This window comes from Streptomyces sp. LMG1-1-1.1 (genome assembly GCF_040815545.1).
In the GTDB taxonomy this organism is placed as follows: Bacteria; Actinomycetota; Actinomycetes; order Streptomycetales; family Streptomycetaceae; genus Streptomyces.
Map to the genome: position 1 here is coordinate 188,272 of NZ_JBFPNH010000054.1, position 14,971 is coordinate 203,242.

Below are 14,971 nucleotides of genomic sequence, written 5' to 3' on the forward strand. Positions count from 1 at the left end.
GGGGCGAGGAGCGGATTGAACAGATCAGTTACACGTGTCAGTGACACGTGTGAGCATTGTGTAGCATTCAATTCCGGCCATCCGCCAGACCCTGTGCCGGATTGTTCTGGAAAGATGCCGAAGCGATGAGCCAGCCAACCGAACAGTCCCCCGAACGCCCCTCCGGGCGCGCGGTCCCGACGAGTGCCGACGTGGCGCGCCTCGCGGGCGTCTCCCGGGCCACCGTCTCGTACGTCCTGAACAACACCTCCGCCGTCCGCATCAGCGAACCCACCCGCCGCCGGGTCAGGGAAGCGGCCGAGGAACTGGGGTACGTCCCGCACGCCGCCGCCCGCAGCCTGCGCGCCGGCCACAGCCGGATGGTGCTCCTGCCGACCGCCCACGTCCCGGTCGGACCGCTGTACAGCCAGTTCTTCAACGACTTCCAGTGGGCCCTGCGGCGCCTCGACTACACCGTGGTCCAGTACGGCAGCATCGGCATGCGGCCCGAGGAGGCCGCCCGCGCCTGGGCCGAGCTGCGGCCGGTCGCCGTGGTCTCGCTCGGCGAGGCCGAGCTCAGCGCGCAGGGCGTCGAGATCCTCAAGCGCTCCGGTGCCCGCGCCGTGATCACCCTCGGCACCCAGCGCGTGGAGGGCACCCACGCCCTGGTCATGGAGCAGAGCCGGGTCGGCGAGGTCGCCACCGCCCACCTGGTGGAGACCGGCCGCCGCCGCATCGGCGTCGTCGTCCCGGAGGAACCGGGCCTCGACATGTTCTCGGCACCCCGCCTCGAAGGCGCCCGCCGCGCCGCCGAGGGCGCCGGCGCCACCGTCGTACCCCTCCCGCTGCGGTACGACGAGGAGTCGGCGCGGGCACTCGCCGCACGCTGGCGCGAGGAAGGTCTCGACGGCGTCTTCGCGTACAACGACGAGTACGCGATGCTCCTGATGCGGGCCCTCCAGGACGAGGGGATCTCCGTACCCGCAGAGACCGCCGTGATCGGCTCCGACGACCTGCTCCTCGGCCGCCTGCTCCGCCCCCGGCTCAGCACCGTCCGGATCGACATGGTCCTCGGCCGCGAACTCGCCGAACTCGTCGACCGGGCCGTCCGCGAACCCGAAGCGGAGCCCGTCACCCGCGCCCTGCTCGACTCGCGGGTCGTCCGGCGGGAGTCCAGCTGACGCACCCGCCGACGCCCACCGGCATCCCGGAAGGGGGGCCTGGTGAGGTCCGGCGGGGTCCCGGAAAGGGGGCGGCCGGTGCCATCCGGTGGGATCCCGGAAGAGGCCGGCCGGTGCCGTCCGACGGAGTCCAGGGAGGGGCGGTCGGCGGGGTCCAGGAAGGGGCGGCCGGCGCCGTCCGGCGGGGGTCCAGGAAGGGTCGGCCGGCAGGGTCCAGGAAGGGGCGGTCGGCGCCGTCCGGCGGGAATCCGTCCGGCGGGCCCGGCGTCGTCCGGCGCGAGTACGGCCGAGCGCTTAGCGTCGGTGCATGAGCACAGTTCCGAAGCGTTTCGAGATCCTGCTGGTGGCCGAGCACGTGGAGGACCGGGGCGGCGCCTCCGTGACGGACAGCGCCGTCCGCACGGCCGTCGTCGAGGCCACCGGACGCCACGGCGAGTCGGGCTACCCGATCTACGAGGGGCACGGCATCAGGGCCGACATCGACCCGGAGACGCGCACGGTCGAGGCCCTCCTCGTCGACGGGCGCGAACTCGACTACGGCCTGACGGCGCTGGCCCGGCCCGTCGCCCGCGGCTGACGTGCGGCCGCCCCGGACGTCCTGATGCGGCCCGTTGACAGGGCGCCCGCGGCTGACGTGCGGCCCCTCCGCCCCGGACGTCCTGAATCGGCCCGTTGACAGGGCGCGCCGACCGACGCAGACTCTGCGCGCGCACGCCGGCGAAGGTTTTTTCACCAGGCGAACAGCGTCGTTCCGAAGGTCACGCAGGCACGCAGGTCACGTGGGAGAGAACCGATGAGCATCCGCGACGTCTACATCGTCGACGCCGTCCGCACCCCGATCGGGAAGTTCGGCGGCGCCCTCGCCCAAGTGCGTCCCGACGACCTCGCCGCCCATGTGGTGAAGGCCCTCGTCGACCGCACGCCCGCGCTCGATCCGGCGCGCCTCGACGACGTGTACTTCGGCGACGCCAACGGCGCGGGCGAGGACAACCGGGACGTGGCGCGGATGGCCGTCCTGCTCGCCGGACTGCCCGTCTCCGTCCCCGGCGTCACCGTCAACCGCCTCTGCGGCTCCGGCCTGGAGGCCGTGATCCAGGCTGCCCGCGCCATCGCCCTCGGCGACGCCTCCGTGGCCATCGCCGGCGGCGTCGAGTCGATGTCCCGCGCGCCCTGGGTCCTCCAGAAGCCCGAGCGGGCCTTCCCCGCCGGTCACCAGCAGCTCCACTCGACGACCCTCGGCTGGCGCATGACCAACCCGAGGATGCCCGCCGAGTGGACGGTCGCGCTCGGCGAGGGCGCGGAGCTCGTCGCGGACCGGCACGGCCTCGCCCGCGAGCAGCAGGACGCCTTCGCCCTCGCGAGCCACCGCAAGGCGGCCGAGGCCTGGGCGAAGGGCCTGTACGACGACGAGGTCGTCCCCTACCCGGGAGTGGACCTCGCCCGCGACGAGTGCATCCGCGACGCCACCTCCATGGAGGCGCTCGCCAAGCTCAAGCCCGCCTTCCGCACCGAGGGCGGCACCGTCACCCCGGGCAACTCCTCGCCCCTCAACGACGGCGCCGCCGCCCTGCTCCTCGTCGACGAGGAGGGGCTGCGCGAGACCGGACGGGAGCCGCTCGCCCGCATCCGCACGTCCGCGGTCACCGGCATCGAGCCCCAGCTCTTCGGCCTCGGCCCGGTCGCGGCGGTCCGCCGGGCCCTGGAGAAGTCCGGACGCTCCTTCGCCGACCTGCGCACCTTCGAGCTGAACGAGGCCTTCGCGGCCCAGGCCCTCGGATGCCTCGCCGAATGGCCGGAACTCGACCCCGAGATCGTGAACCCGCGCGGCGGCGCCATCGCCCTCGGCCACCCGCTGGGCGCCTCCGGCGCCCGCCTCGCCGGCTCGGTGGCGCACCAGCTCGCCGCGGCCGGCTCCGGCACGGGCCTCGCCGCGCTCTGCATCGGCGTCGGCCAGGGCCTCGCTCTGGTCCTGGAGCGCTGAGCCCGGAACGGAACGACGGGCACGCACGGTGCGGAGGACGCGAGACGGAGAGCCTGAGCCCGGAACGGAACGACGGGCACGCACGGCGCGGAGGACGCGAGACGGAGAGCCTGAGCCCGGCACGGAACGACGGGCACGGACGGCGCGGGACGGAGCGCCGGGTCCCGCACGGAGGGGGCACGGAGGGCGGCGGACGGAGCGCCGAGCCCGGCACGAACCCGCGCGGGCGGAGCACGCGAGAGGGGTACGGGAAGTTCTCCCGTACCCCTCTCGCCCGGGTGTCTCCCCGTGCGTCACGCCGCCCGGCGGGTCACTTCTGCTGCGCGGCCTCGACGGACTTGCGGACCTCGTCCATGTCCAGCTTGCGGGCCTGGCCGATGACGTCCTCGAGGGCGGCCTCGGGCAGCGCGCCCGGCTGGGCGAACACGGCCACGTTGTCGCGGACGATCATCAGCGTCGGGATCGAGCGGATCTCGAAGGCGGCGGCCAGCTCCTGCTGCGCCTCGGTGTCCACCTTCGCGAAGACCAGGTCCTCGTGGCGCTCCGAGGCGGCCTCGAAGACGGGGGCGAACTGACGGCAGGGACCGCACCAGGAAGCCCAGAAGTCGATCAGGACGAAGGCGTTGCCGCTCACGACCTCGTCGAAGTTGTCCTTGGTGAGCTCTACGGTGCTCATGCTTCCTGCCTTTCGGTGGTCTCCTGGCGGTGTCCTGACGGTCCCCTGGGGACTCGCCCGGCACAACGGCGTATCGAGCCGCGCTATTCCGGACCGCTGCCAGCAGACTGGGACCCATGACACGAACGGTGGATGCGGTGGATGTCGAGCACACGTACGACGTGGTGGTCCTGGGTGCGGGACCGGTCGGCGAGAACGTCGTCGACCGGGTGCGGGCGGCCGGCCTGAGCGCCGCGGTCGTCGAGAGCGAGCTGATCGGGGGCGAGTGCTCGTACTGGGCCTGCATGCCCAGCAAGGCGCTGCTCCGACCCGCGCTCGCCCGCTCCGACGCACGCAAGGTCGCCGGTCTGCGCGAGTCGGTGTACGGCCCGCTGGACGCGATGGAGGTGCTCGCCCACCGGGACGCCGTCGTCGGCCACTGGAAGGACGACGGCCAGGTGGACTGGCTCGACTCCATCGGCGCCCGGGTCTACCGCGGCCACGGCCGGCTCACCGGGCCGCGCTCGGTGGAGGTCGCGGGCCCGGAGGGCGAGCGCCATCTGCTCACCGCCCGGCACGCGGTCGCCGTCTGCACCGGCACCCGCGCCGTCGTCCCCGACCTGCCCGGACTGCCCGGCGCGCACCCCTGGACCAGCCGCGAGGCGACCAGCTCCGCCCGCGTGCCCGAGCGGCTCGTCGTGGTCGGCGGGGGAGTGGTGGGCGTGGAGATGGCCACCGCCTGGCAGGCCCTCGGCGCGAAGGTGACCCTGCTGGTACGGGGCGGCGGCCTGCTGCCGCGCATGGAACCGTTCGTCGGCGAGCACGTGGCCGCGGCCCTCAGGACGCGCGGCGCGGACGTCCGTACCGGCACGGTCGTCACCGCGGTGGTGCGCGACGGGGGCACCGGCCCGGTCACCGTGGTCCTGGAGGGCGGCGACCACGTCGAGGGGGACGAGGTGCTCTTCGCGACCGGCCGGGCCCCGCGCACCGACGACATCGGCCTGGAGAAGGTCGGACTGACCCCGGGGTCCTGGCTCGACGTCGACGACAGCCTCCTGGTCACCGGCAGCGACTGGCTCTACGCCGTCGGGGACGTCAACCACCGCGCACTCATGACCCACCAGGGCAAGTACCAGGCCCGCATCGCCGGTGCCGCCATCGCCGCCCGCGCCCAGGGCGACACGGCCCTGGACACCGGGCGCTGGGGCGCGCACGCCGCCACCGCCGACCACGCGGCCGTCCCACAGGTCGTGTTCAGCGACCCCGAGGCCGCCGCCGTCGGCCTCGGTCTCGCCGAGGCCGAGCGCGCCGGCTACCGGGTCCGGGCCGTCGACCTCGACATGCGGCAGGTCGCCGGGGCCGATCTGTACGCCCAGGGCTACAAGGGGCACGCCCGGATCGTCGTCGACCTCGACCGCGAGGTCCTCCTCGGCGCGTCCTTCGTGGGCCCCGGCATCGGGGAACTGCTCCACTCGGCGACGGTCGCCGTCACCGGCGAGGTCCCCATCGCCCGCCTCTGGCACGCCGTCCCCTCCTACCCCACGCTGAGCGAGGCCTGGCTGCGTCTCCTGGAGGCGTACCGGGGCTGACCCCTCGTCACTTCGCTTCCGTCGCAGGGAGTTCGCCGCCCCCGGAGGCGTACGGCGTGACGAGCAGCCGCGCCGCCGAGCGCGCGGTCTCCAGGGCGGGGCGCGGGTCGCGCCGGGATTCCTGTCCCAGGACGACGCGGGTGCTCAACCCGTCGAGCAGGGCCAGGAGTTCGGAGGAGCGGGCGGCGGCGTCCAGGGGTGCGAAGCGCCTGCGGGCGACGCCCGCCGTCAGCAGGGCCTCCAAGTCCTCCTGCCAGCCCCGGTCCAGCTCCTCCTGGGCCTCGCGGAGCGCGCGGTTGCCGGGGGTACGGGCCCAGAGCTCGATCCACAGCGTCCAGCGCGGGTCGCGGGCGCCGCGCGGCAGGTAGAGGCGAAGGAACAGGTCGAGCTTGCGCTCGGCCGTGATCCGGCGGGCGAGGAGCGCGCGCCGCTCCTCGGCGAGCGCGGCCTCGCTCCACCGGAGCGCGGCGAGCAGGAGCAGGTCCTTGCTGCCGAAGTAGTACAGGATGTGGCCGCCGCTCGTGCCGAGCCGCTCGGCCAGCGCGGACATGGTGAGCGAGGCGAGGCCGTCCTCCGCGATCGCGGTCATGGCCTCCTCGAGCATCCGCTCCTGGGTGACGTGTCCGTCCCGTCGTCGTGCCGCCCCTGCCACCGCAGCCGTCCCCGTCCTGCCGTTCCGTGTCCCTGTGCGCGCTGTCCGCGAGACCGACCTTAACCGCAACCTCCGAAGGTCTTGACGTGGCCGGAACTCATCGCACATCTTGAATGCCGTTCTAACACTTAGAACGGCATTCAAGACAGGAGTGCGGTGTGCTCGGACACGAGACGGAGCCCGTCACCACGGGCCGGACGGCGACCGACGAGGTCTTCCAGGTCGAGGAACACGGCATCGACCCCATCCCCGACGCCGAACGCCACGGCGGCGCCAAGGACGTCTTCTGGCTCTGGTTCGGATCGAACCTCACGTTCACCTACGTCATCAACGGCGCCCTCGCCGTCGCCTTCGGCCTCTCCTTCTGGCAGGCCACCGCCGTCGTCGTGATCGGCGGCCTCTCCTTCCTCGCCATCGGCGCGGCCGGCCTCAGCGGAGTCCGCACCGGCACCGCGACCCTCGTGATCTCCCGGGCCGCCTTCGGCATCCGGGGGAACTGGCCCGCCGGGCTCCTCAACTGGATCGTCAGCATCGGCTACACCATCGTCAACACCGTGGTGGGCACCCTCGCCCTCGAAGCCTTCTTCACCGACCTCGGCTGGCACGGCGGCCACGCCTCCCGCGCCGTCGCCCTCGGTGTCACCCTCGCGCTGACCTTCGCCGTCGCCCTCTGGGGCCACGCCACCGTCCAGTTCGCCGAACGCTGGATGGCCTACGTCCTCGCCGTCGGCTTCGCCGTCCTGCTCGTCCTCGTCCTGCCCGGCGCCGACACCTCCGCCCCCGCTGCCGCACCCGGCGCCTCCGGCTGGAGCCTCGCCTTCGTCGTCATGCTCGCGGGCCCCTTCTCGTACCTCCCCATGCCCGCCGACTACACCCGCTACCTGCCCCGGGCGACCACCCTCAAGGCCGTCACCTGGAGCGGAGCCCTCGGCGGCTTCCTCTCCTCCGTCGCCCTCGGCGTGGCCGGAGTGGCCGCCGCCACCCAGGCGGACATGACCGACGCCGTGGCCGGCACCGAGAGCCTCCTCCCCGGCTGGTTCCAGCCCCTCTTCCTCGCCCTGGTCCTCGGCGGCTCCGTCACCAACTCGATCATCACCCTCTACTCGTCCAGCCTGAACCTCCAGGTCCTCGGCATCCCCTGGAGCCGGGCCCGCGCCATCGTCATCAGCGCCGCCGTCACCGCCGCGGGCTCCCTCGGCGCGCTCTTCCTCACCGACTTCACCACCTCGCTCCTCTCCTTCCTCTCCCTCCTGATCATCGTCTTCGCCCCCTGGGGCGGGGTCTTCCTCGCCGACATGGTGCTCCGCCGCTGCACCTACGACTCCGCCGGCCTGCACACGGGCGCCGGCGGCGCCTACTGGTACCGCGCGGGCTGGCACCCCGCCGGCCTCACCGCCCTCCTCTCCGGCCTCCTCTTCTCCGCCCTGACCTGCGACTCCGAGCTCTGGACCGGCCCCCTCGTCGCCCCCCTCGGCGGCGCGGACCTCACCCTCCTCGGCGCCGCGGTCTCCGCCCTCGTGTACGTGCTCCTCGCCCGCGGGCGCGTCACACCGATCCAGGCCTGAGGCGCGCGCCGATACGGGCCTCCGGCCTTGCGCCGATTGGGCCCTGGGGTCGCACGCCGATACGGCCCTGAGACCCCGCACCCCGCCCCTTCACAGCACCCCCGCCCCCTTCCCCCGTACGCACGTCACGGAGTCACCCCGCATGAACAGCGCGACCCCCACCCCTACCCCGGCCTCCGCCCCCACCCCCGCCGATCTCGTCCTCACCGGGGCCCGCATCCACACCGTCGACCCGGCGCTTCCCGAAGCCCAGGCGCTCGCCGTCCGCGACGGTCGCATCGTGTGGATCGGCTCCGACACCGGAGCGGGGGCCTGGACCGGCCCCGACACCGAGGTCCTCGACGGCCGGGGGCGGCTCGTCCTGCCCGGTTTCGTCGACGCCCACAACCACGTCCGGCTCGGCTCCGACGACGCCTGCGTGCAACTCGCCGGCGCCCGCACCCTCGACGCCGTCCACGCGCGCATCCGCGACTGGCACGCGGCCCATCCCGACGCCGAGTGGATCGAGGCCGAGGCCTTCGACTACTCCGCCGTCCCCGACGGGCGCATGCCCACCGCGGCCGACCTCGACCCGGCCACCGGCGACACCCCCGCACTCGTCCTCAGCTACGACGTCCACACCGCCTGGCTCAACACCGCGGCGCTGAAGCGGCTCGGCGTCGACCGCGACCACACCGACCTCCCCTTCGGGCGGGCGGTCACCGACCCCGCCACCGGCGAACCCACGGGATTCGTCAAGGACTTCGCCGTCAAGGGACTCTCCCGTGACGGCCACCGCGCCCTCCGCGATCTCGGCCTCCCCTGGGCCTCCCCGGACCGCCAGTACGGCCGGCTCGCCAAGAGCCTGGACGACGCCATCGGCTACGGGATCACCACCGTCGTCGAACCCCAGAACTCCCTCGACGACCTCGCCCTCTTCCAGTGCGCCCGGGCCGAGGGCAGGCTCCGCTCCCGGATCGTCGCCGCACTCTTCCACCCGCGCGGCACGACCGACCGCGACCTCGACGAATTCGAGGCGGCAGCGCGGGAGTTCGCGGACGACCGGCTGCGGGTCGGCCCGCTCAAGCTGTACATCGACGACGTCGTGGAACCGCGCACCGCCGCCCTCCTGGAGCCGTACGCGGGCTGCTCCCACCACCGCGGCGACACGTTCTACCCGCCCGAGGAGTTCGCCGAGCTGCTCACCCGCCTCGACGCGCGCGGCTTCCAGTGCTTCGTCCACGCCACCGGCGACCGGGGCATCCGTACCGTCCTCGACGCCGTCGAGCGGGCCCGCACCGTCAACGGGCCCCGCGACGCGCGCCACCAGGTCGTCCACGTCGAATGCCTCGACCCCGACGACACCCCGCGCTTCGCCGAACTCGGCGTCGTCGCCTGCATGCAGCCCCGGCACGCGGCCCCGGACATCGCCGGACCCGGCCAGGACTGGGCCGAGAACGTCGGCCCCGACCGCTGGCACAAGGCCTGGCCGCTGCGCAGCCTGCACGCCGCCGGCGCCGTCCTCGCCCTCTCCAGCGACTGGAACGTGGCCGAGATGGACCCCATGGTCGGCATCCACGCCGCCGTCACCCGCCGCCCGCCCGGCGGCGGACCGGCCTGGACGGCCGGCGAGACCCTCGATGTCGCCACCGCCGTCGAGGGCTACACGATGGGCTCGGCGTACGCCAACTTCCTCGACCACGAACGCGGTTCGCTGACCGTGGGCAAGCTCGCCGACTTCGTCGTCCTCTCCCGCGACATCCTCCGCATCGCCCCCGACGAGATCCCCGGCACCGTGGCGGAGACCGTCGTCGTGGGCGGAGAGGTGGTCGCGGGGCGGGCGCGGGGATAGGGACGGGCGCGGGGAGCGTGACACGAGCTCCCCGCCTCCGCCCCCCACCCCCGCCGCCGTCCCGGCGCGGTCAGTGGCCGTCCTTCCCGGACGTCACCGCCATCCGGCGCTCGAAGCGGCCGCCCGCGTCCCGCGACTCGTACACCCCGTCCTGGGTGGCGACGAGCAGCCGGCGGGCGTCCACGACGGTGAGCGCCTGCGGAGCGCCGCCCGGCACGGTGGAGACCCGGGTCCAGGAGGTGCCCCCGCCCGCGCCGCGGAAGAGGACACCGCTCGGGTCGACGCCGAAGAGGGCGTCGGGCGCGCCCCAGGACACGTACGCGAGGACCTGCCCGGCCGCGGGCGCGAAGGTCCTGCCGCCGTCCGTACTGCGCACCACGCCGGTCTCGGTGGTGGCGAGGAGGGTGCCGGGGGTGGCGGGGGAGACGGCGATGTCGAGGGCGCGCAGGGCGGCCCGCTCCTCCCAGCGCACACCGTCCGGGCTGACCCGCAGGAGTCCGTTCGCGCTGTCGTAGCCGTAGACCGTGGCGTCGGGGGCGGCGTCGAGGGCGTGGAAGTCGACCTCGCCCCCGAGGGACTTCTCCTGCCAGGAGCGGCCGGAGTCCGTCGACGCGACGAGACCGAGGTCGGCGGGGCCGCCGCTGCCGGGGGCCGGGTGCCCACTGGCGAGGAAGGTGCCCGAGGGCGTGACCGTGAAGCCCATGAAGTCGTCCTGGCGGTCGCCGACCGGTACGGGCCGGCCGTCGGCGCCCGCCGTGCGCAGCCCCTCGTGGGTGGCGACGTAGAGCTTGTCGCCGCGGGCCCCGAGGCCGTGGACGTGGCTGAGGGAGGCGGGGGACTCGTCGCCGGTGCCGGCCGGGCCGGGGGAGGAACAAGCGGTGAGGGCAAGGGCCAGGGCGGCGGTGAGGGCGGTGGTGGTCGTGGTGGCCATGCGGCGGCCGGAGGGGTGCGTCTGCATCGTTCTTTCGTCCGAGGTGCGGGGGTGGCGGGAGGGCGTGGGTGCCGGGGCACGGCGGCGGGGCGGCCCGTCCGGAAGGGGACGGGCCGCCGTGGCACGCGCGCGTGCTCGCCTTACGGGGACGGGATCAGAGGCGGTCGAGGATCTTCCGCAGCGCGGAGATCTCCTCGGACTGGGTCCGGACGACGTCGTCGGCGAGCGCCTTCGCCGTGGCGTTGCCGCCGTTCTTCCGCTCGTCCTCGGCCATGGCGACGGCACCCTCGTGGTGGGCGATCATCAGCTCGGCGAACTTGCGGTCGAAGGCCTTGCCCTTGACGGCGGCCAGGTCCTTCATGTCCTGCTCCGACATCATCCCGGGCATGCCGTGCCCGGAGCCGTGACCGGCGGACTCGGGCTTGCCCCACCCCTTGAGCCAGGCCTTCATCTTCGTGATCTCCGGGTCCTGGGCCCGCTCGACCGCGGCGACCAGCTTCTTGACCTCGGGGTCCTCGGCCCGGCCGGCGGCGAGCTCCGCCATCTCCAGGGCCTGCTCGTGGTGGGGGATCATCATCTGCGCGAACATGACGTCCGCGTCGTTGAAGGCACCGGGTGCGCCGGCCTCGGCGGCGGCCCCCGAGGCGGTGGCGGACGCGGAAGGGGTGGCGGAGGCGGTTGCGGAGGCGGACTTGCCCCCGTGGTCCATTCCGTTCATCGCGTCGTCCGTGCCGCAGGCGGAGAGCAGGAGCCCGGCCGCGGCGACGGCGCCGACAAGGGCGGACTTCCTGGTGGTGCGGTGGGTGAAGGCAGGCATGTGGTGACACCTCGTGTGCTGGTCGTACCGACGGAGAAGACAGGCCGAAGACGTTCACGGGCAGCGCGGAGCGCCCGCGGTGGCGTTACGGCCTAGATCCGCAGGACGGACAGACGAGCGAGGTCGGGGGGCCGGCGGGGCGGCGCGTGCGGCCCCAGCACGGGCGTGAGCCGCGCGAGGAGGAGCGTGAGCCACTCGGGGCGGCGCCCGAGCGCGGCCCGCACGAGCCCGGCGAGCAGCCAGGCGCCGAGGACGGCCACGCACAGCGTGGTCATGTCCATCCCCGTACCGGGGTCGTGCCGGGCGTCGCCCCCGTCGCTTCCATGGGAGCCGGAGGGGCTGTGGGAGCTGAAGCTGCCGGATCTTCCGGAGCCCTCGGAGTTGTGACGGCTTCCGGTTCCGTGTGACGCGCCGGACCCCGCGGCGTGCGCGGGTCCCGCAGGGGACGAGGCCGACGAGGCGGAAGCGGTGTCCATGCCGCCGCCGGAGCCCGCCGGGTGCCCGACGGCGTGCATCAGGAACACCCCGAGCGCGAGCACGACGACGAGCAGGAGGTGCCCCAGGGCACCTCCTGCTCGTCTGCCACGTTCCGCTCGATGTGCAGTCACAGCCAGGACCTCCTGGCTGCGGAATATACCGTGCGGGGGTATCTGATGCGCGTTAGGCGGGAAGCTCGCCCGACATCGCGGCGGCCATCCGCAGGTGCGGCGCCGCCTCGGCGGTGCGTCCCTGGCGCTCCAGGGTCCGGCCGAGCATCAGCCGGGCGTAGTGCTCGACGGGGTCGCGGTCGAGGACGGCCCGCAGCTCGGTCTCGGCCTTGGAGAGCTGGGCGGAGTGGTAGTAGGCCCGGGCGAGCAGGAGGCGTTGGGCCGTCTGCTCCGGGTGCTCGGCGACCAGGCCGAGCAGGATGCGGACGGCGGTGCCGTACTCCTTCGCGTCGAAGAACAGCTGGGCGCGGTCCCAGCGCTCTCCGGCCGTTCCGAACTCGTAGTACGTGTCGCTCACTTGCTGTCCCTTTCCCGAGTCCCCGATCTGCCACCCTGTGGGATGGTCGATCAGGTCAACACAGCAGGATGGTTGAACATTCCACCATGATCGGCCTCGCCTCCCCGGGAGCGCTCCGGCACCCGGAACCGGACAGGAAAAGGTTGAGCGACATGAGCAATCTCGATCGTCAGGCCACGCCCACCGTGTGCGGCGGCCGCGGCTTCGTCGTCGCCGAGCCGGTACGGGAGCTGCTCAGCCCCCGCCACGTCCAGCTCGGCGAGTCGACCGAGGTCCGCCGGCTCCTCCCCAACCTGGGCCGGCGCATGGTCGGCGCCTGGGCCTTCGTCGACCACTACGGCCCCGACGACATCGCCGACGAGCCCGGCATGCAGGTCCCGCCCCATCCGCACATGGGGCTCCAGACCGTCAGCTGGCTCCACGAGGGCGAGGTCCTGCACCGTGACTCCACCGGCAGCCTCCAGACCATCCGCCCCCGCGAGCTGGGCCTCATGACCTCCGGCCGGGCGATCTCCCACTCCGAGGAGAGCCCCCGCCCGCACGCCCGCTTGCTCCACGGCGCCCAGCTCTGGGTCGCCCTCCCCGACGCCCACCGCCACGTCGAGCCCCACTTCCAGCACCACGCCGACCTGCCCCACGTCACCGCCCCCGGCCTCACCGCCACCGTCATCCTCGGCACCCTCGACGGCGCCACCTCCCCCGGCGCGACGTACACCCCCCTCGTCGGCGCCGACCTCACCCTCACCGCCGGCGCCGAAGCCCGCCTCCCCCTCGACCCCGACTTCGAGTACGCCGTCCTCGCCATGTCCGGCGAAGCCCACGTCGACGGCGTCCCCCTCCTCCCCGGCTCCATGCTCTACCTCGGCTGCGGCCGCACCGACCTCCCCCTTCGCGCCCTCTCCGACGCCGGCCTCATGCTCCTCGGCGGCGAACCCTTCGAAGAGGAACTCGTCATGTGGTGGAACTTCGTGGGCCGTACGGACGAGGAGATCCGCCAGGCGCGGGAGGACTGGATGACGGGCGACCGCTTCGGTGAGGTGAAGGGGTACGACGGGGGCCGACTGGACGCGCCGGAGGTCCCGGCGGCGCAGCTGAAGGCGCGGGGGCGGGTGCGCTGAGCTGGGGTTTTCTCCTCGCGGTCGATGTTCGCAGCAGGCTCGCTCGGCTGTGCCTCCGACTTTCGGCGTGCCACTGGGAGGGATGGTTTCGCACCTTCTCTCGGTGGCGCAGCCAGCGCGGCGCGCTTCTATGGTGTGCTCGTGTGGGAGCAGGTCTGGTCAGCTGAATGCTGACCTTTTGCTGACTTTACTGACGGGTCATCAGGTGTGTTGCCAGGGGCAGTGGCTTCCTTACCTGGTGGTCGTACAGCGATCTGGCATGCCCAGCCTGCACCCCGAGACAGTGCCGATCATCGGACCGCCGTGTCCTCGGCGCCGCTGCTTGTGCATCATGAGCGGATGGAGAGCCCAGGCGAGTTGCCCATCGTGATGATCACAGTCGATCGTGGTTCGGACGCCCTCGTATTGGTCAGGTCCGACGGCAAAGAGGCGCGGCTGCCGCTGCCGGGCCCCTTGTTCGAACCGACAAGTCTGCTGTCTCGGGTCTCCTATCCGCCGACCTTCGAAGGCTTGGTTGTGGAGACTCTCAAGGGCGACAGCATCGTGTTCGAGCTCCCCCGGCTTGACCGAGCCGACCAGTTGGCCGGACGGCTCGTCGTCTATCTGGATCAGAACAAATGGCGCCTCGTGAGCGATGCGATGAGAGGGCAGCGGAGCGGGACGGCGGATGATCGAGTCGCGGCTTTTCAGCTTGCGCAGTGGTCAGCGGAGCGCAAGATCATCCTTCCTGCTTCGTCGGGGCACTATTACGAGACGACCAAGTGGTCGAACGCGGAGGGGCGCTACCGTCTAGGCCTGTCCATTCTTCAGACCAGCAGGGGCTGGCAGTTGCGGGATCCGCTGCAGGTGTGGAGGGATGAACTCCGTCTGATGTTCCGTGCGCAGATCGGGCAGTCTGAGGTGATGGCGCCGGTCGTGACGTTGGAGCCGAACTCGCTTCATTCGGCCGCGAGAGGCTTCGTTCCTGCTTCGGCGCCGGCAGATTTTCCACCGATGGCGGCGTTCCAGCAGGAGGCGCTTGTTTCTGCCGTTAGTTTGATCGACACCATGCTGGACTCGGAAGGTGGGGAGCGTGGTCCTGAGCTTGGCTGGACGGAGGCGAACCAGAAGTTCAGTGACTGGCTGGACACCCAAAGCGGCGATGCTCAGCAGAAGCGCAAGGCGATCGACGCATGGCTCCTCAGCGACCTGCGGAACAAGGTGGCCGAGGAATCCTTTGCCGCAGGAATGACGCCGGAGCAACTGAAGGAATGGGGCACAGGATCTCAGCCCGTCCAGAAGATGGCCTCTCTTCCGGCTCTGGGCCTCTTCCGGGAGATGCTCCATGAACGTCACCTCAACCGTGGCACCACGTGGAAGCCGAATGACGTGATCGACATGGTCTATCTCTCCTGCGCGGCCGGCTACGCCGACTTCGTCGTCTGTGAGCGGCAGATGCGGGAGTCGCTGGCGCGGGGGGCGAGACGGCTCGGGCGAAGCACTCAGGTCTTTCGGAGCCTGGCCGAAGCGGTATCTGCTGTGGAAACGGCGCTTGGAACCCGTCTTGGAGCTGGCGATGCCGGGTCGTCGGCGTAAGGCATCCTGCGTGCGTCCGCGACCAGAGCCGACGTGCCTTGCAAGTGGCGTTGCAGCCGTCAGGCCGCGTGGAAAGGTCTCACCTCGGCGTG

General features: G+C 72.4%; 14 protein-coding genes. 8 read left to right on the forward strand and 6 right to left on the reverse strand.

All coding sequences use genetic code 11. The features are described 5' to 3' along the window. Positions 1-125 precede the first annotated feature (125 nt). The 3 genes from MRBLMG1_RS28730 (at position 126) to MRBLMG1_RS28740 (ending at position 3,141) form a co-directional block, all read left to right on the forward strand. A complete protein-coding gene (locus tag MRBLMG1_RS28730) occupies positions 126-1,160 on the forward strand; it encodes a LacI family DNA-binding transcriptional regulator (RefSeq protein ID WP_367827043.1) in 1,035 nt (344 codons plus the stop codon). 307 nt (positions 1,161-1,467) lie between these two features. Then, entirely contained in the window at positions 1,468-1,737 is a 270-nt protein-coding gene (locus MRBLMG1_RS28735) for a hypothetical protein (protein WP_367827044.1), read from the forward strand. A gap of 216 nt (positions 1,738-1,953) precedes the next feature. After that, positions 1,954-3,141, forward strand: coding sequence for a thiolase family protein (locus MRBLMG1_RS28740; protein ID WP_367827045.1), 1,188 nt, complete (start codon positions 1,954-1,956; stop codon positions 3,139-3,141). Positions 3,142-3,451: 310 nt separating this feature from the next. Here MRBLMG1_RS28740 and trxA read toward each other — a convergent pair whose 3' ends face one another. Beyond that, positions 3,452-3,817, reverse strand: a complete 366-nt coding sequence (gene trxA, locus MRBLMG1_RS28745; protein WP_367827046.1) for a thioredoxin — start codon at positions 3,815-3,817, stop codon at positions 3,452-3,454. Positions 3,818-3,933: 116 nt separating this feature from the next. Here trxA and MRBLMG1_RS28750 point away from each other — a divergent pair, with 116 nt between their 5' ends. Beyond that, positions 3,934-5,385, forward strand: a complete 1,452-nt coding sequence (locus MRBLMG1_RS28750; protein WP_367827047.1) for a dihydrolipoyl dehydrogenase family protein — start codon at positions 3,934-3,936, stop codon at positions 5,383-5,385. 7 nt (positions 5,386-5,392) lie between these two features. Here the strand turns inward: MRBLMG1_RS28750 and MRBLMG1_RS28755 are convergent, their stop codons facing one another. Further along, positions 5,393-6,037 carry a TetR/AcrR family transcriptional regulator gene (locus MRBLMG1_RS28755; protein WP_367827048.1) on the reverse strand — a complete coding sequence of 215 codons (645 nt, stop codon included), beginning with the start codon at positions 6,035-6,037 and terminating at the stop codon, positions 5,393-5,395. Positions 6,038-6,195: 158 nt separating this feature from the next. Here MRBLMG1_RS28755 and MRBLMG1_RS28760 point away from each other — a divergent pair, with 158 nt between their 5' ends. Further along, the gene (locus MRBLMG1_RS28760) at positions 6,196-7,602 is read left to right on the forward strand and encodes a purine-cytosine permease family protein (protein WP_367827049.1); all 1,407 of its coding nucleotides are present in this window, start codon (positions 6,196-6,198) and stop codon (positions 7,600-7,602) included. Between the two features lie 142 nt (positions 7,603-7,744). Beyond that, positions 7,745-9,433, forward strand: coding sequence for an amidohydrolase (locus MRBLMG1_RS28765; protein WP_367827050.1), 1,689 nt, complete (start codon positions 7,745-7,747; stop codon positions 9,431-9,433). 70 nt (positions 9,434-9,503) lie between these two features. Here MRBLMG1_RS28765 and MRBLMG1_RS28770 read toward each other — a convergent pair whose 3' ends face one another. The 4 genes from MRBLMG1_RS28770 to MRBLMG1_RS28785 form a co-directional block, all read right to left on the reverse strand. Continuing rightward, positions 9,504-10,391: a F510_1955 family glycosylhydrolase gene (locus MRBLMG1_RS28770; protein WP_367827051.1), complete on the reverse strand. Its 888-nt coding sequence runs from the start codon at positions 10,389-10,391 to the stop codon at positions 9,504-9,506. A 127-nt stretch (positions 10,392-10,518) separates the two neighbouring features. Next, entirely contained in the window at positions 10,519-11,181 is a 663-nt protein-coding gene (locus MRBLMG1_RS28775) for a DUF305 domain-containing protein (protein ID WP_367827052.1), read from the reverse strand. Between the two features lie 92 nt (positions 11,182-11,273). Further along, the gene (locus tag MRBLMG1_RS28780; RefSeq protein WP_367827053.1) at positions 11,274-11,789 is read right to left on the reverse strand and encodes a hypothetical protein; all 516 of its coding nucleotides are present in this window, start codon (positions 11,787-11,789) and stop codon (positions 11,274-11,276) included. Between the two features lie 52 nt (positions 11,790-11,841). Beyond that, on the reverse strand, positions 11,842-12,186 hold the full coding sequence (locus tag MRBLMG1_RS28785) for a tetratricopeptide repeat protein (RefSeq protein WP_367827054.1): 345 nt from the start codon (positions 12,184-12,186) through the stop codon (positions 11,842-11,844). Between the two features lie 152 nt (positions 12,187-12,338). Here MRBLMG1_RS28785 and MRBLMG1_RS28790 point away from each other — a divergent pair, with 152 nt between their 5' ends. After that, on the forward strand, positions 12,339-13,304 hold the full coding sequence (locus MRBLMG1_RS28790) for a pirin family protein (protein ID WP_367827055.1): 966 nt from the start codon (positions 12,339-12,341) through the stop codon (positions 13,302-13,304). 339 nt (positions 13,305-13,643) lie between these two features. Next, on the forward strand, positions 13,644-14,879 hold the full coding sequence (locus tag MRBLMG1_RS28795) for a hypothetical protein (RefSeq protein ID WP_367827056.1): 1,236 nt from the start codon (positions 13,644-13,646) through the stop codon (positions 14,877-14,879). Positions 14,880-14,971 lie beyond the last annotated feature (92 nt).